Annotated in this window: 25 protein-coding genes and 1 pseudogene; 22 read left to right on the top strand and 4 right to left on the bottom strand. The window is 46.9% G+C overall.

Going from position 1 to position 24,572, the window contains the following annotated elements; all coding sequences use genetic code 11:
* The first annotated feature begins 9 nt into the window (after positions 1 to 9).
* The 20 genes from J7E85_RS16215 (at position 10) to ptsP (ending at position 19,051) form a co-directional block, all read left to right on the top strand.
* Positions 10 to 1,005: a phosphotransferase enzyme family protein gene (locus J7E85_RS16215; protein WP_215159460.1), complete on the top strand. Its 996-nt coding sequence runs from the start codon at positions 10 to 12 to the stop codon at positions 1,003 to 1,005.
* Positions 1,006 to 1,021: 16 nt separating this feature from the next.
* Complete coding sequence (locus tag J7E85_RS16210; protein WP_215159458.1) at positions 1,022 to 1,630, top strand: histidine phosphatase family protein; 609 nt, start codon at positions 1,022 to 1,024, stop codon at positions 1,628 to 1,630.
* Positions 1,631 to 1,823: 193 nt separating this feature from the next.
* Positions 1,824 to 2,216 carry a hypothetical protein gene (locus J7E85_RS16205; protein ID WP_251035762.1) on the top strand — a complete coding sequence of 131 codons (393 nt, stop codon included), beginning with the start codon at positions 1,824 to 1,826 and terminating at the stop codon, positions 2,214 to 2,216.
* 179 nt (positions 2,217 to 2,395) lie between these two features.
* Positions 2,396 to 2,980 (top strand): TetR/AcrR family transcriptional regulator, encoded by a 585-nt coding sequence (locus J7E85_RS16200; protein ID WP_215159455.1) that lies wholly within the window; start codon positions 2,396 to 2,398, stop codon positions 2,978 to 2,980.
* A gap of 147 nt (positions 2,981 to 3,127) precedes the next feature.
* Positions 3,128 to 4,342 carry an MFS transporter gene (locus tag J7E85_RS16195; protein ID WP_215159453.1) on the top strand — a complete coding sequence of 405 codons (1,215 nt, stop codon included), beginning with the start codon at positions 3,128 to 3,130 and terminating at the stop codon, positions 4,340 to 4,342.
* A 312-nt stretch (positions 4,343 to 4,654) separates the two neighbouring features.
* The gene (locus tag J7E85_RS16190; protein ID WP_215159513.1) at positions 4,655 to 4,957 is read left to right on the top strand and encodes an ArsR/SmtB family transcription factor; all 303 of its coding nucleotides are present in this window, start codon (positions 4,655 to 4,657) and stop codon (positions 4,955 to 4,957) included.
* Positions 4,958 to 4,985: 28 nt separating this feature from the next.
* Positions 4,986 to 5,846 (top strand): aldo/keto reductase, encoded by an 861-nt coding sequence (locus J7E85_RS16185; RefSeq protein ID WP_215159451.1) that lies wholly within the window; start codon positions 4,986 to 4,988, stop codon positions 5,844 to 5,846.
* 109 nt (positions 5,847 to 5,955) lie between these two features.
* Complete coding sequence (locus J7E85_RS16180; RefSeq protein ID WP_215159449.1) at positions 5,956 to 6,723, top strand: DeoR/GlpR family DNA-binding transcription regulator; 768 nt, start codon at positions 5,956 to 5,958, stop codon at positions 6,721 to 6,723.
* A gap of 179 nt (positions 6,724 to 6,902) precedes the next feature.
* A complete protein-coding gene (locus J7E85_RS16175; RefSeq protein WP_215159447.1) occupies positions 6,903 to 7,721 on the top strand; it encodes an MBL fold metallo-hydrolase in 819 nt (272 codons plus the stop codon).
* A complete protein-coding gene (locus J7E85_RS16170; protein WP_215159445.1) occupies positions 7,718 to 8,965 on the top strand; it encodes an MFS transporter in 1,248 nt (415 codons plus the stop codon). Before J7E85_RS16175 ends, J7E85_RS16170 begins: the two co-directional genes overlap by 4 nt.
* Positions 8,940 to 9,902: a metallophosphoesterase family protein gene (locus tag J7E85_RS16165; protein ID WP_215159443.1), complete on the top strand. Its 963-nt coding sequence runs from the start codon at positions 8,940 to 8,942 to the stop codon at positions 9,900 to 9,902. Before J7E85_RS16170 ends, J7E85_RS16165 begins: the two co-directional genes overlap by 26 nt.
* A 275-nt stretch (positions 9,903 to 10,177) precedes the next feature.
* Entirely contained in the window at positions 10,178 to 12,292 is a 2,115-nt protein-coding gene (locus J7E85_RS16160; protein ID WP_353049509.1) for a BglG family transcription antiterminator, read from the top strand.
* 35 nt (positions 12,293 to 12,327) lie between these two features.
* Positions 12,328 to 12,771, top strand: coding sequence for a PTS sugar transporter subunit IIA (locus tag J7E85_RS16155; RefSeq protein WP_215159438.1), 444 nt, complete (start codon positions 12,328 to 12,330; stop codon positions 12,769 to 12,771).
* The gene (locus J7E85_RS16150) at positions 12,768 to 13,031 is read left to right on the top strand and encodes a PTS sugar transporter subunit IIB (protein ID WP_076321610.1); all 264 of its coding nucleotides are present in this window, start codon (positions 12,768 to 12,770) and stop codon (positions 13,029 to 13,031) included. The genes J7E85_RS16155 and J7E85_RS16150 overlap by 4 nt, the downstream gene beginning before the upstream one ends.
* Positions 13,032 to 13,054: 23 nt before the next feature.
* Complete coding sequence (locus tag J7E85_RS16145) at positions 13,055 to 14,350, top strand: PTS ascorbate transporter subunit IIC (RefSeq protein WP_215159436.1); 1,296 nt, start codon at positions 13,055 to 13,057, stop codon at positions 14,348 to 14,350.
* Positions 14,351 to 14,424: 74 nt separating this feature from the next.
* Positions 14,425 to 15,417: a phosphotriesterase family protein gene (locus J7E85_RS16140; protein WP_215159433.1), complete on the top strand. Its 993-nt coding sequence runs from the start codon at positions 14,425 to 14,427 to the stop codon at positions 15,415 to 15,417.
* Positions 15,418 to 15,431: 14 nt separating this feature from the next.
* The gene (locus J7E85_RS16135; protein ID WP_215159431.1) at positions 15,432 to 16,190 is read left to right on the top strand and encodes a creatininase family protein; all 759 of its coding nucleotides are present in this window, start codon (positions 15,432 to 15,434) and stop codon (positions 16,188 to 16,190) included.
* Positions 16,191 to 16,226: 36 nt separating this feature from the next.
* Positions 16,227 to 16,961: an SIS domain-containing protein gene (locus J7E85_RS16130; RefSeq protein ID WP_213646603.1), complete on the top strand. Its 735-nt coding sequence runs from the start codon at positions 16,227 to 16,229 to the stop codon at positions 16,959 to 16,961.
* A 57-nt stretch (positions 16,962 to 17,018) separates the two neighbouring features.
* Positions 17,019 to 17,288, top strand: coding sequence for an HPr family phosphocarrier protein (locus J7E85_RS16125; protein WP_215159429.1), 270 nt, complete (start codon positions 17,019 to 17,021; stop codon positions 17,286 to 17,288).
* On the top strand, positions 17,288 to 19,051 hold the full coding sequence (gene ptsP, locus J7E85_RS16120) for a phosphoenolpyruvate--protein phosphotransferase (RefSeq protein ID WP_215159427.1): 1,764 nt from the start codon (positions 17,288 to 17,290) through the stop codon (positions 19,049 to 19,051). The genes J7E85_RS16125 and ptsP overlap by 1 nt, the downstream gene beginning before the upstream one ends.
* Positions 19,052 to 19,270: 219 nt before the next feature.
* Here ptsP and J7E85_RS16115 read toward each other — a convergent pair whose 3' ends face one another.
* Positions 19,271 to 19,687 carry a hypothetical protein gene (locus J7E85_RS16115; RefSeq protein ID WP_215159426.1) on the bottom strand — a complete coding sequence of 139 codons (417 nt, stop codon included), beginning with the start codon at positions 19,685 to 19,687 and terminating at the stop codon, positions 19,271 to 19,273.
* A gap of 255 nt (positions 19,688 to 19,942) precedes the next feature.
* On the opposite strand from J7E85_RS16115, the pseudogene J7E85_RS16110 reads away from it, so the two are divergent.
* Together J7E85_RS16110 and J7E85_RS16105 are read left to right on the top strand one after the other, a co-directional pair.
* Positions 19,943 to 20,350, top strand: a pseudogene (locus tag J7E85_RS16110) (response regulator transcription factor); the annotation flags it as partial.
* Between the two features lie 560 nt (positions 20,351 to 20,910).
* Positions 20,911 to 21,237, top strand: coding sequence for a F0F1 ATP synthase subunit B (locus J7E85_RS16105; RefSeq protein WP_215159425.1), 327 nt, complete (start codon positions 20,911 to 20,913; stop codon positions 21,235 to 21,237).
* 376 nt (positions 21,238 to 21,613) lie between these two features.
* Here the strand turns inward: J7E85_RS16105 and J7E85_RS16100 are convergent, their stop codons facing one another.
* The 3 genes from J7E85_RS16100 to J7E85_RS16090 form a co-directional block, all read right to left on the bottom strand.
* Complete coding sequence (locus J7E85_RS16100) at positions 21,614 to 21,787, bottom strand: hypothetical protein (RefSeq protein ID WP_215159423.1); 174 nt, start codon at positions 21,785 to 21,787, stop codon at positions 21,614 to 21,616.
* Between the two features lie 46 nt (positions 21,788 to 21,833).
* On the bottom strand, positions 21,834 to 23,576 hold the full coding sequence (locus J7E85_RS16095; RefSeq protein ID WP_215159421.1) for an ABC transporter ATP-binding protein: 1,743 nt from the start codon (positions 23,574 to 23,576) through the stop codon (positions 21,834 to 21,836).
* A 498-nt stretch (positions 23,577 to 24,074) separates the two neighbouring features.
* Entirely contained in the window at positions 24,075 to 24,281 is a 207-nt protein-coding gene (locus J7E85_RS16090; protein ID WP_215159419.1) for a hypothetical protein, read from the bottom strand.
* Positions 24,282 to 24,572: the final 291 nt, after the last annotated feature.

Below are 24,572 nucleotides of genomic sequence, written 5' to 3'. Positions count from 1 at the left end.
GGAGTTCGCATGGACCCAAACATAAAATTAATGTTCTTGGACGAACATGCCATTGAAGGCGCAGCACGGTTCGGAGTTAGCCCCAAGGAGCTGACTTTCATTGGAGGATTTCAGAACTTTATATATTCCTACAATCGCAATCATATGAAATATATCCTCCGTTTCACACCACCGGGCACTCATCGCACATGGGAAGGACTTGCAGCTGAAATAGAATGGATTCGTTACCTATCAGAGAATGGTTTGGCCGTCTCAGACTCGGTATCTTCGGTTAATGGAAAGGACTTTGAACGAATCCAAGGAAATCATATTGATTTCTACGTGACCTCATTCAGATATGCATCTGGTCGTAAAATCGGATACCCAGAATGCCTAGATAATCCAGTACTTTACGAGCAATGCGGTCGCCTGACTGGCCGTCTCCATGAACTGTCGAAGCGTTACAAACAAAAGGCAAATAGGCACACATGGGAATGCAATGAATACCTATTACAGGCCAAACATTATATACCGGCAGAGCATCTACCCATTCTTCATGCGCTTGATGAACTTAAAAGACATTTGTCCACTCTCCGTGTTACGACTGATAATTTCGGTTTGATACACGGAGATATCAATGTAGGAAATTTCATGGTTGATGAATCAGGGGAAATAACGCTCTTTGACTTCGATGAATGCCAGTACAGTTGGTATGTCGAAGACATTGCCATCCAACTTTATTATTTGCTGTATGTATTCGGGGAAGATTCGAAGGCTGAACGCAAGGTGCAGTACGAACTTTTCATGAAACATTTCGAGCGAGGCTATACAGAGGATGGCCGTCAAATGCCTGACGGCTGGAAGGATCAGCTGGAGCTCTTCCTGAGACTGCGTGAAATTATCGTGGTTGTCGGTATGCACCGGAGTTGGGATCTAAGTCAAGCAGATGGTTGGACCCATGATTTTTTAAGGGATAGTAGGATGCGGATTCTAAAAGGAATTTCGTTGATCGACGAATTCCAGTAATTCTAAATGGGAGGATATGATGGAAAGGGCGTGTGGAACATTGGACATTATTTTTATTCGCCATGGGCAAGGAGTTCATAATACAGACATCTCTGACAGACTAAATACAGAGAATCCGCGCTTGACTGAAAAAGGCCGCGAGCAGGTAGCTAAGCTGAGGTCCATATTCTCATTTAATCAAGAGGATGTATATATCTCCAGCCCAACAATAAGAACAATCGAGACCACTAATATCATTACATATGGATTGAAATCGGCGAAGAAATACGTTACTCCACTTGTAGGACCACGGATGTTTCCAATACCCTCAAACCCCGAAGCCTTTGTGTTGAAATGTGATATCAACTATCCGCTTGGTATGATCGTAACCGATCATCCAGACTTTATCGTATTGGACAAGGATCAACCGGAATTATGGAATGCGGGAATTAATACACTAACTGAATCAGCATTCGCACCAAATGGAATGAGATTAATATCGTGGATTAAAACGCTGCGTGCAAAGAGGGTCTTTATAATAACTCATGATGGAACGATAACAAACTACCGCTCCTTGTTAGGTGAAGATGGATTGACGAGGTCTGATTTTTTAGGAGAAGCTGGCTGGTGCAAGGTGAAAATATAACCACGTTTAGGATATTGGCTAATTCTGGACTGTGATTGATGTTATAATCAAAGTGGCATTTTTATTAAAAGGGTTATGTAATTAAATGTTTGAAAACTATAGTAAACCGCGAAAAGAGGGGGGGAGTTGGCAACTGAATAAGCGCACATGGTATATCTTTCTGGCAATTTGCGTTTTGATTCTAATCAGCGCGATGATATATTCGGCGTTTCAAAACAGAACATCGTTTAAGGAGATGGTGCTCGATCAGTTGAATGAACCCGGGACCATTAGCGAGATGAGCGTCGGGAAAAATCGGTTCCGTCCGGACGAGCAAGTGATAGAAATTACAGATCCCGCAGAGATCGAGCGCATCATGAATACCTTTTCCGAAGTCAAACTGCGTAAAACCAGCAGAGTGGATCACGGTGACGACGAATATGAAGTTTGGTTTCAGGGCCGAAATGGACCGACCTTCGCCGTATACTTCTTTAGTCCAGACCACGTTCGAATCTATAACGGTTCGAGCAATCATAAAAGGTACAACAGGGAGTATAAAATTGTCAACGACTTCGATCGTGGGGTCATCGAAAATCTATTCAAATGAACGAATGATGAGAAAGGTCATTGGGGAGATGACGTTTCTCTTTTTAATTGTGGAAACCCAAGGCCGTTTGAAGATTATCTCATTCCGTATCATTTTGAATCGTCTTCTGCTGCTTGAAAAAAATAATGGACTGTTCATTCCAGTTGGTTTATACTCATGTAGAAAAGGAGGGGGTATCGATGGGACGGACCAAAGAATTTGACCGGGAGCAAGTACTTCGCAAAGCAATGATCGTTTTTTGGGAAAAAGGCTATGAAGCTACAAGCATACCGGATTTATTGGAATCCATGGAGTTGAGCAGATCGAGTATGTACGAAACGTTTCAGGATAAACAGACGCTGTATTACGAGGCCATCCAATATTATAGAAAAATGTCGCAAAAAAAACGCGATCTGATGATACACGCAACTTCTGCGGTCGCTGGGATCCGCCAGTATTTCGAGCTGCATATCACGAATGCTTTTGCCACGCACGGCGAAGCTTTCCCCAATGGATGTCTCATTACGAATGCCTCCGTTGGTCTGGATACTGTGGATGAGCCCTTGCAGAATACGATTCGCCAAAGCTTTACGGAATTGGAGCAGCTGTTTTATGAGACGTTAAAGAAAGGGCAAGAAGCGGGAGAAATAGCCCCGGAGAAAGATATTAAAATGTTCTCGTACCTGCTGCTGAATCTCAACCATAGCATTAACGTAATGGCCAGGATCCGAAGCGAAATCGATAAAGTCCACGGTATGATGAACGCAGTCTTCGAGATGCTGTAAACCTATTTTTTTTCATCAAACTAGAATGATCATTCCGGAAAAATGAAATCCCTAAGTATGAGCACAGGAAGGGCAAGTTATCTCTATACTGGAACGATAATTCCGGAATTATAACGCAATAATTCATAAAAAAAAGGAGTGCTTATCATGAGTAAAAACGCAAAGGAAAGGTTGGAGAAATCCGTTTCTACATGGATCACGCTGATTCTTGCTGTTGCCTGTGGTTTGATCGTTGCAAATATTTATTATACACAACCTTTAATTGAGTCGATCAGCTCGGCCATAGGGTTATCTTCGGAAGCTGCAGGTTTGATCGTCACGCTGACCCAAATCGGCTACGGGATCGGCTTGTTATTTATCGTCCCCTTGGGAGATTTGCTTGAAAACCGCAAACTGGTGGTTACGCTGCTGATTCTAACATCCATTGTTTTAATCATCGCCGCCGCAGCCGAAAGCGCGGCTCTGTTTCTTACCGCCTCTTTGTTTATAGGCGTCGGGGCCGTCGCGGCCCAAATCCTGGTTCCATACGCGGCGCATCTTTCCCCAGAGGAGACGCGTGGACGTAATGTAGGCAACGTAATGAGCGGTCTGTTATTAGGAATCATGCTGGCCCGTCCGGTTTCGAGTATGGTGGATAAATATTTCGGCTGGCACGCCATCTTTATTATTTCCTCCGCTATGCTCTTGGTACTGGCTCTTGTCTTGGCAAAAGTCCTTCCTGCAAGGCGGCCGCAAACGACGGACAATTATCCGGTCATCATCTCGTCCATGCTGCAGCTGCTCAAGACGACGCCGATTCTGCGGCGCCGCGCACTGTATCACGCGTTTTTGTTCGGCATGTTTAGTCTGTTCTGGACAACGGTTCCGCTCGTTTTAACGAGTCCGGTGTTTCATTTTTCTTCAACAGGCGTAGCGCTGTTCGCTTTGGCAGGGGTTTCCGGCGCGGTGGCAGCGCCTATAGCTGGCCGCTTTGCAGATAAAGGCCTGATACGTTCGGCAACCGGATTGTCTATCGCTCTGGTGATTGTTTCGGGACTTTTGCCGATTTTGTTTCCAGGAGGTTCTATATTCTCTATTGTTATCCTCGTACTTGCTGCTATTCTGCTCGACATGGGCGTGTCCGCAAATTTGGTGTTAGGGCAGCGAGCGATCTTCGCTTTGGGAGCGGAGGTGCGCAGCCGGCTGAACGGCATGTATATGGCGATCTTTTTTGCAGGTGGAGCCATAGGCTCCGCAGTCGGGGGATGGGCATACGCCATGGGCGGCTGGAAAGCGGCGATGTGGGTGGGCGTTCTGTTTCCGCTCTTGGCATTACTGTACTTCTTTACGGAAAAAAGAGGGGCACACAGCGATATAAGTTGAATGATGGTGTCGAGTCTGTCGTGAATGCGACATTGATTTTTTAAATGGCTCTAGTTGAGCCCGTGAATATATCGGAGTCCATGTTTGACATAGCCGCGTAAAATCGCGGCTTTTTTAATTTTGTTGTAGCCATAATGTAAATATGAATCGAAATTGCAGGCATTTTATCAACAAGGGAAAATATGGATCTCTATTTGCTTTACCGATAGCATTTCGAATCTTCTAGTGTGTTATTCTAGGTTGGTCAAAAAGACTAAACAGTTAAACAAATGGGGGGATTAGGTGAATCAGGAAATCGCAGCCCATATCGCTATGGAGTTCAAAAACAATCAAAAGGTGCTGATCGCCATCGGTGATGAAACCCGACAAGCCATTCTTAAAACATTGATAGAGGGGCCGCAAAATCCCGGAATGAGAGTGGGAGAGATCAGGCTGAATACTCATCTATCAAGACCGGCAGTATCTCATCATTTGAAGATTTTAAAAGATGCTCAGATTGTAAGTGTTCGTAAAGAAGGGACCATCAATTACTATAGGCTGGATTCGAAAAGCAAGCTTCAGTCTTTAAAAAATCTAGTTCATGTAATCGAAAGAGCGTTGTTGCAATGTGAATAAATCGTAAGAACAGAAGGAGTGGTCACAGATGTATCGAACCGTCGAGGCGGCAAACGGTGTTCAAATTCCTCAGCTTGGTTTTGGCGTGTATAAAATCGAGAAGGGAGCTGTCTTTGAAAAAACCATCGCAGCGGCAATTCAATCGGGATATCGTCATTTTGATACAGCGAAGATATACGGCAATGAAGAAGCGTTGGGACGAGAATTGCAAAAAAGCGGTCTTCCACGAGAAGAGTTGTTCATTACTTCCAAGGTATGGACAACCGATCTTGGATATCACGCAACGAAAAAGGCGTTTGAGCAGACCTGTCGGAAACTGAATGTTACGTATCTCGATATGTATTTGATTCATTTTGCTGGACCTCATTACGAGAAAGCATGGGCGGCGATGGAGGATTTGTACCTGGAAGGGAGAATTAAAGTCATTGGCGTAGCAAATTTCGAAATCGAGCATTTGGAGCATCTCAAAATGCAATCTCGGATATTACCGATGATCAATCAGATCGAAACGCACCCAGAGTTTCAACAACACGATTTGCATGATTATATGGTTCGTGATCGGATACTGCATGAAGCATGGGGTCCATTGGGACAAGGAAACAAGGCATTGCTGGAGCATCCGATTCTCGTTGAGATTGCCCATAATCACCAAAAGTCCGTTGCACAAGTCATATTACGCTGGCATATAAATCGGGGAGTTATGATCATCCCCAAATCATCAAATTTGCAAAGGATAAAGGAAAACAGCGAAATTTTTGACTTTGACCTGAGCGGTGAAGAAATGGACAGAATCCGGGAACTAGACACGGGTACAAGAAATTCCGTTAACCCGACTGGCTACATGATAAATCCGATTTACATACAGTTGATGAAGCTATTTGTAAAATAAGTGCGGGCTGGTTCTTAAACGAAATAGCACAATCAGTAGAACAGGAGGATTGAATGCTTTTATGGTAAACTTCTATTTAAGAAGTCTAGGCAAATAAGGAGTGGAGTGGTTGTTTGCTGAGCAGCGGCATCAAATTATTATTCAGAAACTGAATCAGGACAAATCGATCCGAGCGTCGGAGCTTATGGAGCATTTCGGGGTTTCGTTCGAGACGATCAGACGTGATCTCGAATATTTAGAAAGCGAAGGCTACCTGCGGCGGGTGCACGGCGGGGCGATTCTGAAGGAGCCCGACTATAGCCGGGAAATCCCGCTGCCGATCCGCGAATCTATATATACGGAAGAGAAGACGGAGCTTTCTCAAATCGCGGTTCGTTATGTGACCGAAGGGATGTCCATTGCGCTTGACCCAAGTACGACGAACACCCAGATTGCTAAGGCGTTGAAGGCCAAGTTCGATCGATTAACCGTTATTACGAATTCGCTTCCGATCGTGAACGAACTCGTTTCGATGCCAGGTTATACGGTGATTATGACCGGGGGCGTTATTCGTCATCAAGAGCAAAGCATCATCGGCGATCTGGCGGAAGAGTTTACTTCGCGCTTTCATGCGGATTTGTTCTTTATGAGTATGAGCGGGGTTACGTTAGAAGCAGGAATTACGGATAACGCCGTCGGCGAAGTCCAAGTGAAAAAAATAATGCACGCGAACGCGAAGCGCTGCATCGCCCTCGCAGACAGCAGTAAGTTCGGACAAAATTCATTTATCAAAGTATGCGGAGTAACCGAAGTCGAACGGTTTGTGACGGATTCCAAAATCGACCGGGATATCGTTGATACATTTAGCAAAAGCGGCATCGAAATTGTCTATAAATAATAGAATCCATATGAACGATTTTTGGTTTTCACGAACCAGGGATCGTTTATTTTATATTTATATGAGAAGGTTATAAGTCATAAATAATTGTATGTGATTGATTGTATATATGTGGTATTATCTGTATTAATCAAGAGTCGAGGAAATAAACGATCGCTTCTGAAAGGGAGGAGAAACCAATGAAAATCCACTTTCTTGGAACAGCTGCAGCGGAAGGATTTCCAAACCCGTTCTGCCGCTGTGACGCCTGCTGCAACGCGAGATCGCTCGGAGGAAAAAACATTAGAACCAGGAGCTCTGTATTAATCGATGGCGTTATCAAGGTTGACTATTCCGCAGATTCCCATATGCAGGCGCTCCGTGATCGGATCGACTTGGGCGCGGTTGAGCATCTATTGTTCACGCATACGCATTACGATCATTTTCAGCCATCGGATTTGTACAACCGAATTGAAGGATTTGCGCACGGTATCGATCACCCCTTACATATTTACGGCAACGATTTGGCGATTAACCAGAGTATAGCTGCACTCGGCCCGGCCACTGGAAGCAGGTTCGCGTTCCACTTATTGCGCCCGTTCGAGACGATTACACTCGGCGACACACAGGTCACCCCTTTGCTTGCAAATCATGACCCCATGGAAACATGTTTGCTGTTTTACATAGAAAAAGGGGGTAAAACGCTATTTTACGGTAATGACACCGGATGGCTGCATGACGATACTTGGAAATGGCTTCAAGGCAAAGTGATTGATATGGCGATAATCGATTGCACGCACAGCTTTACGAACAATGATCGAAATCCAAACCATATGGGGATTGAAACTGTGCTTGAGGTTCAGCGCGTGTGGCGGGAAGAAGGTACGCTTGGGAGTAAAGGTCTTGTATATGTAACTCATTTTACACATAACTCCGGATTTCTGCATGATGATTTTGAACGTGCTTTCGAACCCGCGGGCATTAAGGTGGCTTACGATGGTCTGATCGTCGACCTATGACGAGTGACAGCAGCAACGCAATTGAACAGCGCCAGATTAGGATTGTCGGTATCGTAACCGCGCTAACCCTCTTCGGCGATTCCATGCTGTACATTGTCCTCCCAGTGTATTGGAAGGAAGCGGGACTGGACGCGCTTTGGCAGGTAGGCGTACTGTTGTCTGTAAATCGACTGGTAAGGCTGCCCCTGAATCCTGTAATTGGCTGGCTGTATCATCGGATGTCGCTTCGAACCGGTCTGTTCATCTCCGTTTTGTTAGCGGCGCTTACCACAGTAGGATACGGAATCTTCAAAGGATTCGTTCTTTGGATAGCTTTGCGAGCGGTGTGGGGGATTGCATGGTCCTTGATGCGAATGGGCGGGTATTTGACCGTCATTCGCTACTCCGACGATACGAATCGAGGGCGCTTAATGGGAACGTATAACGGATTGTGGCGCCTTGGCAGCTTGGTAGGCGTACTGTTCGGAGGGTTGCTTGTGCCCTTCTTCGGGTTACGGTCTGTCTCGATATGGTTTGGCATGATGGCATTGGTCGGACTTCCGTTGATCGCGGCATCCATAAACCAAGGGAAAGCTTCCGGGACACATCAAATGGAACTAACTCGTAGTAACATAAATACGGTGTGGTCGCTGCAGGTGAAGAAAATCGTTCTAAGCGGATTAATTATATCATTACTGCACGCCGTGTTCGGCGCGACACTCACGTATCTTATCGATACGAGTTATCCAACGGGGATACCATGGTTCGGATTGATCATTGGCAGTACGGCGTTAGGCGGCGTATTGACAGCGCTTCGCTGTACTTGGGAGCCGTTCTTGGCTCGATGGTTCGGACAGCGTACGGATGGACCGAGAGGAAGGCTGCCTTTATTTATGCTATCGTTGGCGGGTGCGGCAGCCGGTTACGCATTACTTCCGTGGCAGCTGCCGATCAGTATTTGGATTGGTATTGTCATTTTCGTCATGATTACAAGCACTGCGCTGGGTACGATCATGGACGCTATGGCTTCTGACGCTGCGAAGAGCACATCCGTTATTACAGTCATGACCGCTTATTCCGTATCTACCGATTTAGGGGCGGCGATCGGTCCGACATTGATTTATTGGGTGGTCGGTTTACAGTATGGCGTGACATCGATGTATTTGGCGTGCGCTGCTGTATTCATTTTGATCGGGTTATGGTATTGGAAGGAATATGCGACAAAGGGGCGGGTATACCTTGGTGAAAAAGCTAAAGTTTCGTGAGGATGGAACGTTTGTCATCGTACAGTTTTCTGATGTAGAGTTTATTGACGCTGAGGACCTGGATCCGGAGACGCCGCTTCTCGACTCGATGACGAAGGCGACGATGGAGAGAATCATCGCGATTGAGCAGCCGGATCTTGTTGTGTTTGCAGGCGACTTAACGGCAAGTGCTAGAAGCAAAGATCCACTTCAATCGTTCCGAAGCGCGGTCGCTGTCGCTGAAGAAAACCGCGTAGCATGGGCGGCTGTGTTTGGCAATCATGACTCGGAAGGGAGCTTACCTCGAAAGAGAATGCATGAGGAGCAGCTTCTGCATGAATATTGCGTTGCCCAACCGGATCCTCCGGGAGTGAGCGGAGCGGGAAACTATGTGCTGACGATTGACGATCGGGCGGGGAAGCCAGCGGCCACGTTGTTTTTTCTCGACAGCGGCGATTACTCACCGATTGATGCGGTGGGCGGATACGACTGGATACGCCGTGATCAAATCGAATGGTATGTATCCGAATCTCGGCAATTGGCCGAGCAGAATGGCGGGGCGCCTTTGCCTGCACTGGCTTTTTTTCATATTCCGCTGCCGGAATACGATGAGGTATGGAAGACGAGCGTATGCGAGGGCCATTGCAGCGAATGGATCAGCTCGCCGAAGGTAAATTCAGGCTTGTTCACCGCCATGGTAGAGATGGGTGATGTTATGGGCACGTTCGTCGGACATGACCACTCGAACGATTATTGTGGGACACTCCACGGCATACGTCTATGCTACGGGAGGTCTACTCGTTACGTTAGTTATGTAGACGGTATACGTAAAGATAAGTTTCCGACGGGAGCAAGAGCTACTCGATTAAAAGCGGGCGAACGACAGTTCGAGACATGGATCCGCCAGAGCGACGGACTTATCGCGGACTTACCGATACATAAGCCGGACACTCGGTAAGTGAATATAATTGAGGTTCATTTCAATCTCGAAGTGAACAAAATTTTGCATGGGCCATTTAGCCTGTGCTTTTTTTGTTATTAAGATGGATTGACTGAAAACAATAGACAAATAAAAAGGAACCAACGGAAGTCAGGTAGGGGATTAACTTAAAACACTTGAGTTCATTTTTGCACAAAAGGGTCTCCATGAATTGAACTGTCTTTCATGAATTGCCTGTGGGTATAATCGAATTGCAAAAGGCACTACACTAACGGCAAAGGAGTTGATGCCGTATTCTAGACGAAAGAAGTACCCGGATTTTGACGCTGCTTTATGAGGCGGCCGATTATGTGTCGCTGGAAGAACTGATGCAGAAGGTCGGTATCTCCAGACGAACCGTTTATTATGATATGGAAAAAATAAACGATTACTTGAAAGCGATTCATCTTCCGCCGGTCAAATATGTCAGGACAGTCGGCTATTATTTGCCTGATGAAAGCAGGGCCGGTCTTCCGCAGTCAACCGGGAAGCCTCATGCACAGCAGTATTATTTGTCCCCACGGGAAAGAATGGCCTGGATGTCGCTCTATCTGTTGTCGGCGGAGGGTCCGCTCTTTGTTCATCATCTGACGGACCTTTTGCAGGTTAGCCGAGGGACTGTGCTCAAGGATTTGAATATGGTCCGGTCGGACATGAAGGCCTCGAAGCTCAAGGTAACCTACGATCGCAAGTGGGGCTATGGCGTAAATGGGGAGGAACGTGACAAGCGGAAGGCCCTGAGCTATTATTTCGGTCAGGTTTTCGGCGATGCAGGCTGGGAGCAGGTATTTAACCGGAAACCGGAATCGGAGGGACCGGATCTTGCCCAAAGCTTATTTCCCCCTATGATGTCGGGGCACCTGAAGCGGGTGTATCGCCTTATCTCGGATAGCGAAATAACGCTGGGCGTAGATTTGACGGACGAGATGTTATTTCATTTGACGGCACGCTTCCTGTTGTATGTACGACGTATTCAGGAAGAGCAGTTTATCTCAATAGACGAAGATGAACGAAGCGTGCTGCGGCTGATGCCAGAGTATGAAGTTGCCGCTGGGGTTGCTGAAGGGCTCGGCCAAATGTTCGGCGTCTCTATCCCGGATGAAGAAATCTGCTACTTTACGATGCATCTGCTGGGAGCGAGAGTCAACCGGATGGACCAGATGACTGGATCCGAAGAAGTGCTTAAGCAGCTTCGGCAAGTGACCCGACAGATGATAGATGATTTTCAACGTTACGCCTGCGTATTCCTGCCGAACCGGGAAGCGATGGAGGAGAATCTGCTTGTCCACTTGAAGCCGGCTTATTACCGGATCGTATACGGACTCGGGCTTGATAATCCGCTGCTCGAAAACATCCTGTCCAAGTACAGGGAAGTATTCGAGCTGACCCGCCGCTCCGCGGCACCGTTCGAACAACTGGTTGGACGTCCACTTGACGACAACGAAATCGGATACCTTGCCATGCATTTCGGCGGCTGGCTGCGTAGAGAGAATACGAAGCCGGCTGTACGTAGACAGGCCGCCATCGTCTGCGTCAACGGCATTTCCGCTTCGCGAATGTTGAAATCGCAGCTGGAGAACCTCTTCTCGGCAGTGGATATTACAGCGGTACTCTCGCTGCGGAATTACGAGTCGTTTGATGAAGAGAATGTTGATTTTATTTTCTCAACGGTACCGCTGCCGGATAGTAAAGTGCCCGTTCTCCTAGTGAATCCGATTCTCAGCGATAAGGATAAGGAACACCTGCTGAACCAAGTCAACATGGTTGCTGGCCGTAAATCAAAGACCCCGGCGTACTCGGTTCAAGCGCTGCTGGACATCGTCCATAAATATGCCGCGGTTAGGGATGAAGCAGGACTTACGGAGGAGCTTAACCACTACTTGTCTGTTGGGAAAACATGGCTGAGTGAAGCACGCAAGCCATCATTGTCGGATCTGCTCACTGGACAGATGATCCAAATGAAAAGAGAAGCGGCCGACTGGCGGAGCGCCATACGCGAAGCCTCCGAACCCCTGCTGAAGGATGGGCGCATCGATGAAGCCTATATCGATGCGATGATCTCCAAAGTGGAGGCGCTCGGCCCTTACATCGTCGTTGCACCAGGCATCGCGATTGCACATGGCAAGCCGCAGGATGGTGTGCGGCGGCTGGGAATCAGTCTGCTGCGGCTGGAGCACCCCGTCGCCTTCTCAGAAGAAGCAAGGCATCAAGTTCAGATCATTCTGGTACTGGCGGCGATTGACGGCGAATCCCACCTCAAAGCGCTGTCGGAGCTGACCATCCTGCTCAGGGAGAAAGAGAACCTGATCCGTCTGAAAGAGGCCAAGACGAAAGAAGAGATACTACAGCAATTACACACCGGTCTTTAGCATCGATTAGAATACCGGACTTGGGAGAGATGAGAATGAAATTTTTGGAACCGTCACTAATTGCCTTGGATGTGGAAGCCGAGACGGCTGAAGAAGCGATCCGCTTAGCAGGAGATCTGCTGGCGAAAGCGGGTGCGGCGGAAGAACGTTATGCCGACGCCATGGTGAAATCTTACCGTGAAAGAGGTCCGTACTTTGTTCTTGCACCTCATATCGCACTTCCGCATGCTCGCGCGGAGGATGGGGTGAATGAAGCGTCCGTCTCGCTGATTAAATTGAAGAAGCCGGTCGTGTTCGGCCATGCGGCCAACGACCCGGTACAGCTTGTATTTGCGCTCGGAGGCTCTTCAAGTTCAGAGCATATCGCCATGCTGCGAAAGCTGACCACCTTGCTAAGCAGCCCAGGCAGTATTGAACAATTCATGAATGCAACTGATGTAGAGACAATCCAACAACTGATTAGGGGGAACGAACAATGAAAATTTTATGCGTATGCGGTCTTGGACAAGGAACGAGTCTGATTTTGAGAATGAATGTGGAGAACGTGTTGAGCGGTATGGGAGTAAATGCCGACGTGGAGCATACGGACGTTTCCACGGCATCCGGAACGGCTGCCGACTATATCATTACAAGCAATGAACTGGCACAAAGCCTTCAAGGTCATGCGGCCAAAATTGTTATCGTCAACAACTATTTTGACAATAACGAAATCAAACAGAAGCTGGAAGAAGTGCTGTAAACCATTAGAAAGGGAGAGGGCATATGGACGTACTTTTTTGGATTGCCACCAACATTTTTGGAACGACCGCCATTCTGCTCGGATTTATCGTTCTGGTCGGCCTTCTGCTTCAGAAGAAATCAACGAGCCAGCTTGTAAGCGGCACCTTTAAAGCGATCATCGGCTTCCTCGTCATCGGCGCAGGCTCTGATGTCATCGTGAAAGCATTGAATGTATTCGAGCCGATGTGGAAGGAAGTCTTCGGATTGGAGAGCGGATCCCTTGGTACCTTCATGGGTCAGGAGGCATTCAATTCCAAATTCGGAAGCGCTGTTACGCTCGCCATGCTTATCGGCTTTCTGATCAACGTTCTGCTGGCACGCTTCACCCGGTTTAAATTTATTTACCTGACCGGGCACATGATGTTCTGGACGTCGACCGTTTTTGCAGGCGTGATCGTTCATGCGGCCAGCGGTATCTCGATCTGGAAGCTGGTACTGATGCTCGCTGTGGTCCTTGGTGTGTACTGGACATTCCAGCCGGCGCTGGTTCAGCCGTTCCTGCGTAAAATCACGGGCAACGATAACATTGCGCTTGGTCACACATCGGCTTCGGTTGCTTTGCTTGCTGCCTTGTTCGGTAAATTGTTCGGCAACAAAAACAATGATTCCGAGAAAATCAAAGTACCCAAAGGCTTTGAGTTCCTCCGCGACTCCAACGTCATCACTGCGCTCAGCATGGGAGTTTTGTTCCTGATCGGGGCCATTATTCTTTCGACGAAAGGCACACCGGCGGCTGCGGAACTGATGAAACAATCGGGTGACCAGAACTTTATTATTTACTCTATAATCCAATCGTTCACATTCGCAGGCGGAATTGCCATCGTTCTGATGGGGGTCCGGATGTTCGTCGGCGAGCTGGTACCGGCCTTCAACGGGATCGCGACCAAACTCGTACCAGGCGCCAAACCGGCACTCGATGCACCAGTTGTATACCCTTACGCGCCGAATGCGGTGGTTCTTGGATTCCTGGGAGCCTTCGCGGGAGCGATAATCTGGCTGCTTGTACTTGGCAACACCGTTGCTTACATTTTCGTGCCAACAATGATTGTCTTATTTTTCCACGGTGCTACGGCTGGGGTGTTCGGGAACTCGACAGGCGGTGTTCGCGGGGCCGTTATCGGCGGCTTCATCACTTCCACCGTTGTAGCTTGGGGACAGTTTCTGATGGTTCGCTTCTTCATCGCCTCGACGGTACCGGATACAGCCATGTGGGCAGCTGATTCCGATATGTTCATCATTGGACCGATTCTGCACTTTCTGGCGAAGCTGTTCTTTTAACCATCCGATAACAAAGACGGCTGAGTCCTCTCGACTCAGCCGTCTAAAAGATAACAGAGTGGAGGAGAAACGATATGGGCTTTATCCGTACTTTACATGGAGATATCAGCAAAGAGGAGCTGGGCTTTACGTATTCCCACGAACATATCGTATGCCGCCCGGCCTACTGGCAAGAACGGGGAGAGGACGATTTGCTGCTAGACGATAAAGAGAAGTCCAAGCGCGACGTTCTTGATTTCAAACAACACGGTGGACGCTCGATCGTGGACGCTACAGCCATCGATTATGGGCGGGATGTTCAGGCGGTACAGGAAATCGCAATTGAAACCGGCATTCACATTGTAGGAACGGCGGGATTCAATAAAAGCTTTCTGTGGGACGCCAAAATCAAAGAGGAGCTTAAACCGCTGATCGGCCATTATGAAACCTACGCCCAGTGGATTGAAGCAAAAAGCATCAACGAGCTTGCGGATTTCGTCATCCGGGAGGTGGAAGAAGGGCTGGAAGGCACGCCTTTCAAAGCAGGCCAGGTTAAATTCGGGACAGGCTATAACCGCATTACGCCTCTGGAGGAGAAGACGCTGCGCGCTGTAGCGCGCGCTCATCATGAGACGAAGGCCCCCATTCACTCTCATACCGAAGTTGGTACCATGGCATTGGAGCAAATCGAGCTCCTGAAGAGCGAAGGTGTGGATCTGTCTTTTTTAAGCCTGGGACATATGGACCGCAATCCCGACCCCTACTACCATGAGCAGATCGCCTCAACGGGAGCTTACATGAGCTTTGACGGTATCGGCAAAATCAAGTATGCACCGGAAAGTACCCGAATCTCGCTTATTCTGGAGCTTGTCCGCAAAGGCTTCGAAGATCAGATTCTCATCAGCGGTGATACCGCCCGGAAAACCTACTACAAGCATTACGACCAGGGTCTCGGTCTGGAGTACATTATTTCCAAATGGGTACCGCGCTTTGTAGACGAGGCGAACCAAAACGGCTTTGATGGACAAAAACTGGTGGAGAAATTTTTCGTAAGCAACCCGGCCAACTGCTTTTCATTTAAAAAGTAAGGGGGGCGCTCGCTATGAAATTCGAACTCGAAAATTCGGTTGAGGTGAAGGATAAAATTCGCCAATTCCGCGCTGCCATACTTCCTATTGGTGCCGTTGAAGCGCATGGTCCGCACCTGCCGCTGGGTACCGATAACCTGCTCGCGACCAGACTCGCGGACAGATTAGCAGAGCGGACGGAAAGCTTCGTTCTACCGACCCTCCCCTATGGACAGGTGTGGAGTTTGCGCAATTTCCCGGGGAGCATCAACGTCTCGAACGAAGCGCTCATCCGACTGCTTGCAGATATCGGCGAAAGCTTGTACCAGCAAGGATTCCGCATTTTCGTCATGGTCAACGGCCATCTCGGCAATGCGGTTGCGTTGAAGGAAGCTGCGAGAATGTTATACGAACGGGTGCCCGAACTTAAGGTGTTTTATTTCTTTTATCCTGGCACGAAGGAAGTAACGGCTTTGGTACGGGAAGCTTCGGCTGCACACGCGAGCTATATGCATGCCGATGAAATCGAAACATCCTACATGCTCTATCTTGCGGGTGAATATGTGGACATGAGCAAAGCGATCGATGGCGACCCGCATATCCCGATCGAAGCGGATTGCACGCCAACACCGTGGGAGGAAATGACTTCCTCTGCCGTACTCGGGGATGCAACGCTGGCAACGAGGGAGAAGGGGGAGAAGATCATCGAGCGCAGCCTGGAAGTGATGGCCGAGATGGTGCTCCGGGCTAAAAGAGCATTGTCAACGGATCATCAACCGGAAGAGAACAGATAGCATTGTAACTACAAGAACAACGAGGTGAAAGAGACGATGATGAACACCTATTTTGATGTGATTGGCGGGCTGTTGAACAAAGTCCGTACCGAGCAGGCCAAGTCGATCCGTGAAGCGGCAGAGAAAGTGGCGGCCTGTATTCAGCAGGGTGGTATTATACACTTATTCGGCTGTGGACATTCGCATATATTGACCGAAGAAGTCTTTTACCGAGCAGGCGGACTCGTACCGATTCGCCCGATCCTGGTAGAGAAGCTGATGCTTCACGAAGGCGCGGTCCGTTCGTCAGAGCTGGAAAGACAAAACGACCTTGCTGTCGAATTTATGAAGGAGCAGGATATCCGCGAGGGCGAGGTTGTATTCGTACTGTCCACTTCGGGCCGAAATCCCGTTCCCGTGGATGTCGCTTTGATGGCGAAGGAGAAGGGGGCCTTTACTGTAGGCATTACCTCACTGGAATATTCCAAAAGCATGCCGTCCCGGCACAGCAGCGGCAAGCATCTGGCCGATGCCGTGGATCTGGTGATTGATAATTTCTCGGTCAAGGGAGATGCCGTATTGAGCCATCCGGGCCTCCAGGTGCCTTTCACGCCGAGCTCGACGGTCGTCGGGGCCCTCATATTGAACTCCCTGTTCGCCGAATCTATTGAGATTATGATTGAACAAGGTTTCAAGCCCCCTGTATTTCTCAGCGGAAATATCGATGGTTCCGATGAACACAACAACGCGTTGGTTGAGGCTTATAAAGGACGGATCGCTTTATTGGCATGATCGGATGTACAGAGCAGTAAAGAAAATATACGAGGTCTGACATAGAGGAGGAAAGACATGTTCGCACAAACCGTAACCATACAGAATGAGCAGGGCTTTCATGTCCGTCCAGCTCAGCTTTTCTCGGAAAAAGCAGGACAGTTTGGAGCAGAGGTTCATCTGAAGATTAGCGAAGGACGCTCCGCGGATTGCAAAAGCATGCTGGAGCTGATGACGCTCGGCGTTGAGCAAGGAGCTGTCGTGACCATCGAAGCTAACGGAGATGGAGAACAAGAGGTAGTCGAAGCGCTGATACAGCTAGTTGAAAGCAAGTTTGGTGAAGCCTGATGAAGAGGCTGCATATTCAAGGAATCGGCGTATCGGAGGGAATCCGGATCGCTAAGGCATTCATTTACAAGCCTTCGCAGGGGACCAGCAGTGACAGCAGCCTCGAAGAGAAGCTTATTCCGGATACCCCGGCCGCAATCGATGCAGAGCTTATCAAGCTCCGTGAAGCCAAAGCTGGCTGCGCGGAACAATTGGAGGAGCTGACGGAGAAAGCGAAGGAAGCCGTGGGCGAAGAGCAAGCCGGCATTTTTGCTGGACAGCGGAAGCTTCTGGAGGATCCTGCCTTCTATCCGAAGATGGAGGCAAGAGTCCGAGAGAAGCTGGAGCCAGCGCCAAGTGCCGTTGCCGAAATTGTGAGCCAGGTCGCTTCCATGTTGGAAGGCATGAACAATGATTATATGAAGGAACGCGCCGCGGACATTCGCGATATCGGTAATCGTCTTCTCGCCTGTCTGTCGCCAGGGCAATCGCGTGGCTTAGCGGGAATTACTGAACCGGTTATCTTGGTCGCTGACGATTTGGCGCCTTCGGATACGGTGCAACTGGACCCTGCCTTAGTTATCGGCTTTATTACCCGTACTGGAGGAGCGACCTCGCATACCGCTATTCTTGCACGGTCGCTCGGGATTGCCGCTATCGTCGGCGCAGGTGACGGCGTCGACGGCATTGAGGACGGCGATACGCTCGTCCTTGACGGCTCAGCCGGGCTGTGCATTGCCCGGCCGCATGAGACGGAAGCGGAGCAGTATCGGCTCCGCATGCTGCAGGATCTCGAGCGCAGGCAGTCGCTCGAGGTATACGCGGCGCGTCCGGCAGTGACCGCCGACGGCGCGCGCGTAGAGCTCGCGGCGAACATCGGCAGCGCCGCGGAAGCCGAGACCGCCGTCCGGCAGGGCGCGGACGGCGTAGGGCTGTTCCGCACGGAGTTCCTGTTCATGAACGCCTCGGCCATGCCGGGCGAGGAGGAGCAGTTCCGTGCGTATCAGGAAGCGGCCCGGATGATGGCGGACCGCCCCGTGATCATCCGCACGATGGACATCGGCGGAGATAAGGAGCTTCCGTATCTGCAGTTGCCGAAGGAAACGAACCCGTTCCTGGGTTACCGTGCGATACGGGTAGGACTTGTCCGCCAGGAACTGCTTCGCACGCAGCTAAGGGCGGTGCTGCGGGCCAGTGCCTTCGGTACGGTAAAGGTGATGTTCCCGATGATCTCAGGTCTGCAGGAATGGAGGCAGGCAAGAGCCATCCTGACGGAAGTGCAGGTGGAATTGAGGCAGGACGGCATCCAGTTTGACGAGAAGATGGAAGTTGGCATCATGGTTGAGATTCCCTCAACGGCCGTGTTGGCGGAACGATTCGCGAGCGAGGTTGATTTCTTCAGCATCGGTACGAACGACCTCGTGCAGTATACGGTCGCAGCGGACCGCATGAATGAACATGTTGCACACCTATACGATTATTTCCATCCAGCTGTGCTTCAGTTAATCCGCACGGTCATTGAGGCCTCCCACACAGCCGGTAAATGGACCGGCATGTGCGGTAGTATGGCGGGCGATCCGCTGGCGGCACCGCTGTTACTCGGACTAGGTCTTGATGAATGGAGTATGGAGGCCGGCGGTCTCAGCCGGATGAAGGAAAGGCTCGCTAACCTGGATCGTCAGGAATGCCGTGAGCTGGCGAAGCGCATTCTTCGCCTCGATACGCCCCAAGCCGTTCGTCAGGCGCTGGAGGAATTTCATAGCGCCCAAAAGGCAGTGGTATAGATTCCGTATCCATATGGCGTGGACTATTAGCAGGTGTTGAGGGTGTTCCAAGAAAGTGGCATGCCCGTATGAGAGATCGCCAGTTTGGGTCAAATAGATGCTACAAATAAAGAAATGGCGGTACAGGGGGTTACTCCGGTACCGCCATTTCTTTGTTTTCGAATATCTAATGATTTGAGTGTAGTTACACTCGCTTGATAGTATTGAGCGGGAGTTAACCTAGAATGGTAACTCAACTGCATGCTTACCCTTTACGACGCCATGCATTGCAATTAGGCCCACGATGAAGCCCCAAACGGCATTTACCGCAAAGACACTTACCATTGCCAGTGGATTAGTTAAAGGACCTTGCAATTTTCCATCGATAAGGGGAGAGGCAATCCCGCTTATAATGATAGCAAATAAGGCATAACTCAAACCCGCAAAAACAAGAATGACAACGGGATAAGCCGTTCTTTTGAATAGAACGATCATGAGCCAGGCCAAGGAGATAAGGACCGTCATCAGAATGCTGCCGAATGCTTGACCGATCAGATCCATGATCCCGGTCATCTTCATGATGGGTCTGATAAGCGCTAAAGCGCCCAGTCCAAGAATTAAAAGCAGATTTTCTTTCACAATATCTATTGTTCTCATACCCAATCCGTTCCTCTCTATGTTGTGGATGATGAAGTCGATAAGCCATAGTCCAATTCATTCCCCAACAAGTATGATGATTGCCGATGCCCCGGGGCTTCAAGATCTCGGCTGTTATTAACATTAACAAATCCATGTTGTGAACTTATGACGATGCTTTGTGATTTACGTGAAATTTCCGATGGATTTCCCGATCTCTTGTCAGCGATATTATGCTAGACTACCTATATATTACTTTTAGGAGTCCATCATACGATGAAGACATTTACTATCCTGTACATTGAAGACGATCAGGAAATCGGTTCCTGGTCCAAGGACTTTTTAATCGGTCAAGGCTATGAGGTGATATGGAAGAGTTCAGGCTATGATGCGGAAGCAGCAATGGAACATTGCGATCTGGTTATTTTGGACATTATGCTTCCGGGTCTGGACGGATTCACGGTCGGTCAGCGGCTAAAACGAATCAATCCCGCCGTACCCATCCTGATGCTTACGGCCAGAACCGCTATCGAGGATAAGCTTACGGGCTTGTCTTTTGCCGATGATTATATGACAAAGCCGTTTCATCCGGATGAATTGGCTGCCCGGATTCAAGTCCTTCTCAGGCGTTCTGTCACTGCTGAACCGGAACAGCTCCTGATCCGGCATTTAATCATCGACCGAAGTTGGGCGATTCTTCAGTTCAATTTTGAGTTTAAGGTCGGTGCTTACGAATCTTAGCGATGTCCTTCAGAAAGTGATATTGGCAGTATTAATATGGAACATCCGATAGCAATGATTTGAATGCTCTCCGGATCGAAATTTGCCCACTGATGCTAACGTACGATAGGATAATCAAATAGAATGATAGGTTCGATTAGCGTTTGAAGTTCTCAATCCCGCTCTTCATCTTCTTAGCAGCTAGAATGGTGCCACTAAAAACTTCTGGGATCACGTAAAACATCTCGTTTTTTTATTTACTTTTATAGCTCTCAAAAACTGTATATTAGTATTTCGGGCGAACTGCAAAAGTCATGTGGTAATCATTTGCATTTCATTTAACATATATTATAATATTTTTGTTGGAAATAGAATGGGTGATTGATTATGGAAAAATTTATTAATGTTCCTTCATTTAATTTTTCTATTGTTGCCTTTGTTGTACTTTACTGGGCGCGCTACATAAATTTTGTTTCAAGCCATTGTTTGTTGTTATGGAACAAAGAAAATAATACTTAGATAATATGGCGAATAAAGTTGATAACTATAATTTTGAAGTAACAAAATTTAGAGAAGAACAACAACAGATCTTGTTAGACGCAAAGAATGAAGCGAAAAAAATGATATCTGAATCGATAAGAGAGAGCAATATAAAAGCGGAAAAGATTATCGAAGATGCCAAAAACGAAACAATGATATTAAAAAACGATGCTATAAGCCAATTTCAAAATGAAAAAGCTTACGCAATGAAAGAACTTAATAAACAAGTAGATGAGATATCTGAAATGATTGTTTATAAAGTGACAGGTTTAGGTGAAGAGAAAACAGATGACAAAGATAAAGTTCATTAATAACTTGTAATCTGTGAGGCTGATACTTTAATAATAAGTATCGGCCTTACTTTTTTTATAACTATGGCAGCATTCTGCGGTTTTTTGAATATTTAAGAGATTGGAGCAGTGCGTATGCTTACTCCAACACAAGCTGTCAGCACGTCGGTGTTTCTTAAACTTCGGTTGAAACAGAGACACTTAGCATGAAACATTGCTCTTTTAGTTATGAGCCGTCAGTCTGTTAAACGCCATCTCCATGGCGGTGGAGTTTTCGGTTCCAACGCATCACCAACAAGGGATGTCTCTAGAACTTACAGACAACAAAAAGTTGAGGATAATTGAGCAGGAAGCGCACTTCCTCCAACATCTCCCGATTGAGCAGATTTGCTTGAACCTACGACGACAACCGGTTCCAGTCGGTGAATAACCTCGCATAGTTCAACTGATCCGCAGTTCCCGGTGATGACAACCAATAATTGCGCTTAGCAGCGTATTGCAGACGGTCCAGCATCTCTTCCATGTCGCATATTGAAAAAAAGATGGAAGCTTCTATTTGCGTTCTTATCATAGGATATGTGGCAAAAAAGGCTTCCATTTTTCGTTGCAACTTTAGATTAAGTTTCTTGTAGCTGTTGTGTTGCGAACTCACGATATAAAGAATGCTTGGAAAATAATTCAGAGTGTGTTCCTGATCCCGTAATTACTCCATTTTCAATAAAAATGATGTTATCAGCATCGATTACAGTTGATAATCTATGGGCTATAACAAGTGTTGTTCGGCCTTTCATTAAATTTTTTAATGCTTCTTGCACAATAGCTTCCGTTTTACTATCAAGGCTGGATGTGGCCTCATCGAGCATTAGAATTCCGGGATTTCTTAATAATGCACGTGAAATAGCTATGCGTTGTCGTTGACCCCCTGAAAGCTTGACACCGCGTTCCCCAACTTCGGTATCGAAGCCGTCTGGTAGTTTATTAATGAATTCTTCTGCAAATGACATCTTGGTAACGGCGCTGAGTTCATCGTCCGTAACAGGCCTCTCAAGTCCATAGCAAATATTATGTCGAATTGATCCGTCTATCAGCGGGCTTTCTTGGGATACATAACCAATTTGCTTGCGCCATGATTCAATGGTGAACGAGTTAATAGTAGTTGGGCCGAACCATATTGTTCCATTGGTTGGTTCATAGTATCTCTCAATTATCGAAAATAAAGTGGTTTTACCAGCGCCACTTGGACCAACGAAAGCCGTTACTGAACCTTCTTTAATATGAATATTTATGTCTTTTAAAACCGGCTCACCTGCATTGTGGTGGAATGACACATTGTTAATGTTTATAGGTGAATTTGAATATTGTAGTTCGCTCCCTGCTAGATGATCTTCTTCTTTGGTTTGGAGCATCGTTATTAGTCGTTCAGAGGCGCCGTTTGCTTTCTGAAATTTTGTTAAAAATCCAACTATTTGATTTATTGGAAATAGAAGTTGTAAAAGATACATTATAAATGCAATCAGTTCCCCAGCACTCATTGTGCCAGAAGAAACTCGAAGTCCTCCATAAGCTAATATAGACATAAGAATTAGCATCATAATGAAAAACATGATAGGAACTATTAATGCTTGTATCTTTGACTCCCGAAGTCCAAAGTTAAACAATTTTCTTATGCTTTTAACACCTTCTTCAAGCTCCTTTTTTTCCGCATTGCAAGATTTAACGGTTCGAATTTCAGACAATACTTGTGTTAGTTTTGTTGTGAACTGAGCGGTTTCAGCTTGTAAAGCTTTTGATATTTTAAAAATTTTATTATTTAGAGGTAATAAGATTAACGAGATCAAAGGGATGGTGGAGAGGATTACCAACGTCATTTTAAAATCTAAATAGAGCAAAATAATAATGGATCCGGCTACTGAAATCATGCCTGTCAAGAAATTGGACATGTGCTCTGAGATTAAAGATTTAATAATACTTGTATCGCTTATGACTCTACTAATGGTTTCACCAGTTTTGTTATTGTCGTAGTAGCTAACAGGAAGAAACAGCAGTTTTTCCAATAATTTTTTTCTTAATGAGGAAAGAATTTGTTCCCCTAATTTATTCAGTAGATAAATTGAAACACCGCTTGTTATTGTTTGTAAGATAAAAACAATCCCAATTTTACCGAGTTGTTCGAGATCTAGATTTTTAATGCTAACAATGTCAATAAGCTCTTTTGTATAAAGCGGAATAAATAAGCCTGCAACTGTAGATATAGCACTTACTAAAATAGCAATAATTATTAATGTTAAAGGTGGTTTTGTGCTTAATAGTAGTTTTAAAAAATTATATCCATTTTTCTCTTTTTTTTTTGATTGGTTCATTGTGTTTCCCTTCTAAACTGTTTATTGTTCATAATTTGGTGTAAATCACTTGTAATGAACTAGATGGATTGTATTAATGGTTAATTAAAGCTATTTATTAACCATTTCTATAACCAAGAGGGACAAATTAAACCGCTATCTGTTTGTGATATTTACATAGTTCAGAAGTTACCGTGATTCAATCACAGTATCTATGAGGAATATTGTTACTTTAAGTAGATGTCCGACTGTAGACACACATGGCGAATTCTTCGGTACTATATAGAACGCAATTAAAAAACGAAACGAACAATGTCGCACTAGCCACCAATTTGGGTAATGAATAGTAACAAGAACCCCATGGTGATGAAAATTAAAGAAATTGAGAAGCTCAATATGTTCATGAGAAACATCGGATAATAGGTTTTAAGAGTTATACCTGGCGGTCCGCTGTCGTTTTGAGGGACTCGTTCGAGAAGATCGGCCAGTTACTCTATCGCACGAGTCATACGATCAGCCTTAATTGGTAAGTATCAAGAAGGTGGTCTTGCCGGGCTGGAAATGGATCATTCTCCTGGTCAACCGCCGAAGCTCACGGATGAGCAAAGCAGTCAATTGGGTGCCGTGCTGAAACAGAAGACCCCACCCGTTGTTAGCTTTGAAGCGCACTAAACCTGGACGCTTCCTCTGAGCCGAGTGGATCAAAATGACGCTTGGTGTCACCATGAGAGAATGCGGCATCAGCGCGATGTTTATATTGATAGCAAAGCGACCTATTCGCTCTTATCAAGGGTACTGCAAAACAATTGATTTCCTCGTGATAGGCAACGTAAAGTGTGACTTAAAGCTAGAATAAAGGAGCCTAGTTGTTTGGGCGGAATAATTACGAAACATCCGTTGGAAGACTTGTGGCTATGGCCCAAAGTGGATGTAGTCTGTAACGCCTTCTTTGAAAATTTCTATAAAATCAAGTTCATGTGAGCCAATTTAAGAATCGGATCATTAAGTATCCAATGG

The sequence above is a fragment of the Paenibacillus sp. ISL-20 genome, assembly GCF_018613005.1.
Taxonomy (GTDB): Bacteria; Bacillota; Bacilli; order Paenibacillales; family Paenibacillaceae; genus Paenibacillus_AQ.
Note: the sequence above shows the minus strand (reverse complement) of the source record. Positions and strands in the feature narration are given on the sequence as shown.

Bases quoted from the DNA above. Each gene is read 5' to 3' on its own strand.
- J7E85_RS16215 (WP_215159460.1), top strand. From the start codon at position 10: ATGGACCCAAACATAAAATTAATGTTCTTGGACGAACATGCCATTGAA.
- J7E85_RS16210 (WP_215159458.1), top strand. From the start codon at position 1,022: ATGATGGAAAGGGCGTGTGGAACATTGGACATTATTTTTATTCGCCAT.
- J7E85_RS16205 (WP_251035762.1), top strand. From the start codon at position 1,824: ATGATATATTCGGCGTTTCAAAACAGAACATCGTTTAAGGAGATGGTG.
- J7E85_RS16200 (WP_215159455.1), top strand. From the start codon at position 2,396: ATGGGACGGACCAAAGAATTTGACCGGGAGCAAGTACTTCGCAAAGCA.
- J7E85_RS16195 (WP_215159453.1), top strand. From the start codon at position 3,128: ATGAGTAAAAACGCAAAGGAAAGGTTGGAGAAATCCGTTTCTACATGG.
- J7E85_RS16190 (WP_215159513.1), top strand. From the start codon at position 4,655: ATGGAGTTCAAAAACAATCAAAAGGTGCTGATCGCCATCGGTGATGAA.
- J7E85_RS16185 (WP_215159451.1), top strand. From the start codon at position 4,986: ATGTATCGAACCGTCGAGGCGGCAAACGGTGTTCAAATTCCTCAGCTT.
- J7E85_RS16175 (WP_215159447.1), top strand. From the start codon at position 6,903: ATGAAAATCCACTTTCTTGGAACAGCTGCAGCGGAAGGATTTCCAAAC.
- J7E85_RS16170 (WP_215159445.1), top strand. From the start codon at position 7,718: ATGACGAGTGACAGCAGCAACGCAATTGAACAGCGCCAGATTAGGATT.
- J7E85_RS16155 (WP_215159438.1), top strand. From the start codon at position 12,328: ATGAAATTTTTGGAACCGTCACTAATTGCCTTGGATGTGGAAGCCGAG.
- J7E85_RS16150 (WP_076321610.1), top strand. From the start codon at position 12,768: ATGAAAATTTTATGCGTATGCGGTCTTGGACAAGGAACGAGTCTGATT.
- J7E85_RS16145 (WP_215159436.1), top strand. From the start codon at position 13,055: ATGGACGTACTTTTTTGGATTGCCACCAACATTTTTGGAACGACCGCC.
- J7E85_RS16140 (WP_215159433.1), top strand. From the start codon at position 14,425: ATGGGCTTTATCCGTACTTTACATGGAGATATCAGCAAAGAGGAGCTG.
- J7E85_RS16135 (WP_215159431.1), top strand. From the start codon at position 15,432: ATGAAATTCGAACTCGAAAATTCGGTTGAGGTGAAGGATAAAATTCGC.
- J7E85_RS16130 (WP_213646603.1), top strand. From the start codon at position 16,227: ATGATGAACACCTATTTTGATGTGATTGGCGGGCTGTTGAACAAAGTC.
- J7E85_RS16125 (WP_215159429.1), top strand. From the start codon at position 17,019: ATGTTCGCACAAACCGTAACCATACAGAATGAGCAGGGCTTTCATGTC.
- ptsP (WP_215159427.1), top strand. From the start codon at position 17,288: ATGAAGAGGCTGCATATTCAAGGAATCGGCGTATCGGAGGGAATCCGG.
- J7E85_RS16115 (WP_215159426.1), bottom strand. From the start codon at position 19,687: ATGAGAACAATAGATATTGTGAAAGAAAATCTGCTTTTAATTCTTGGA.
- J7E85_RS16105 (WP_215159425.1), top strand. From the start codon at position 20,911: ATGGCGAATAAAGTTGATAACTATAATTTTGAAGTAACAAAATTTAGA.
- J7E85_RS16100 (WP_215159423.1), bottom strand. From the start codon at position 21,787: ATGATAAGAACGCAAATAGAAGCTTCCATCTTTTTTTCAATATGCGAC.
- J7E85_RS16095 (WP_215159421.1), bottom strand. From the start codon at position 23,576: ATGAACCAATCAAAAAAAAAAGAGAAAAATGGATATAATTTTTTAAAA.
- J7E85_RS16090 (WP_215159419.1), bottom strand. From the start codon at position 24,281: ATGGTGACACCAAGCGTCATTTTGATCCACTCGGCTCAGAGGAAGCGT.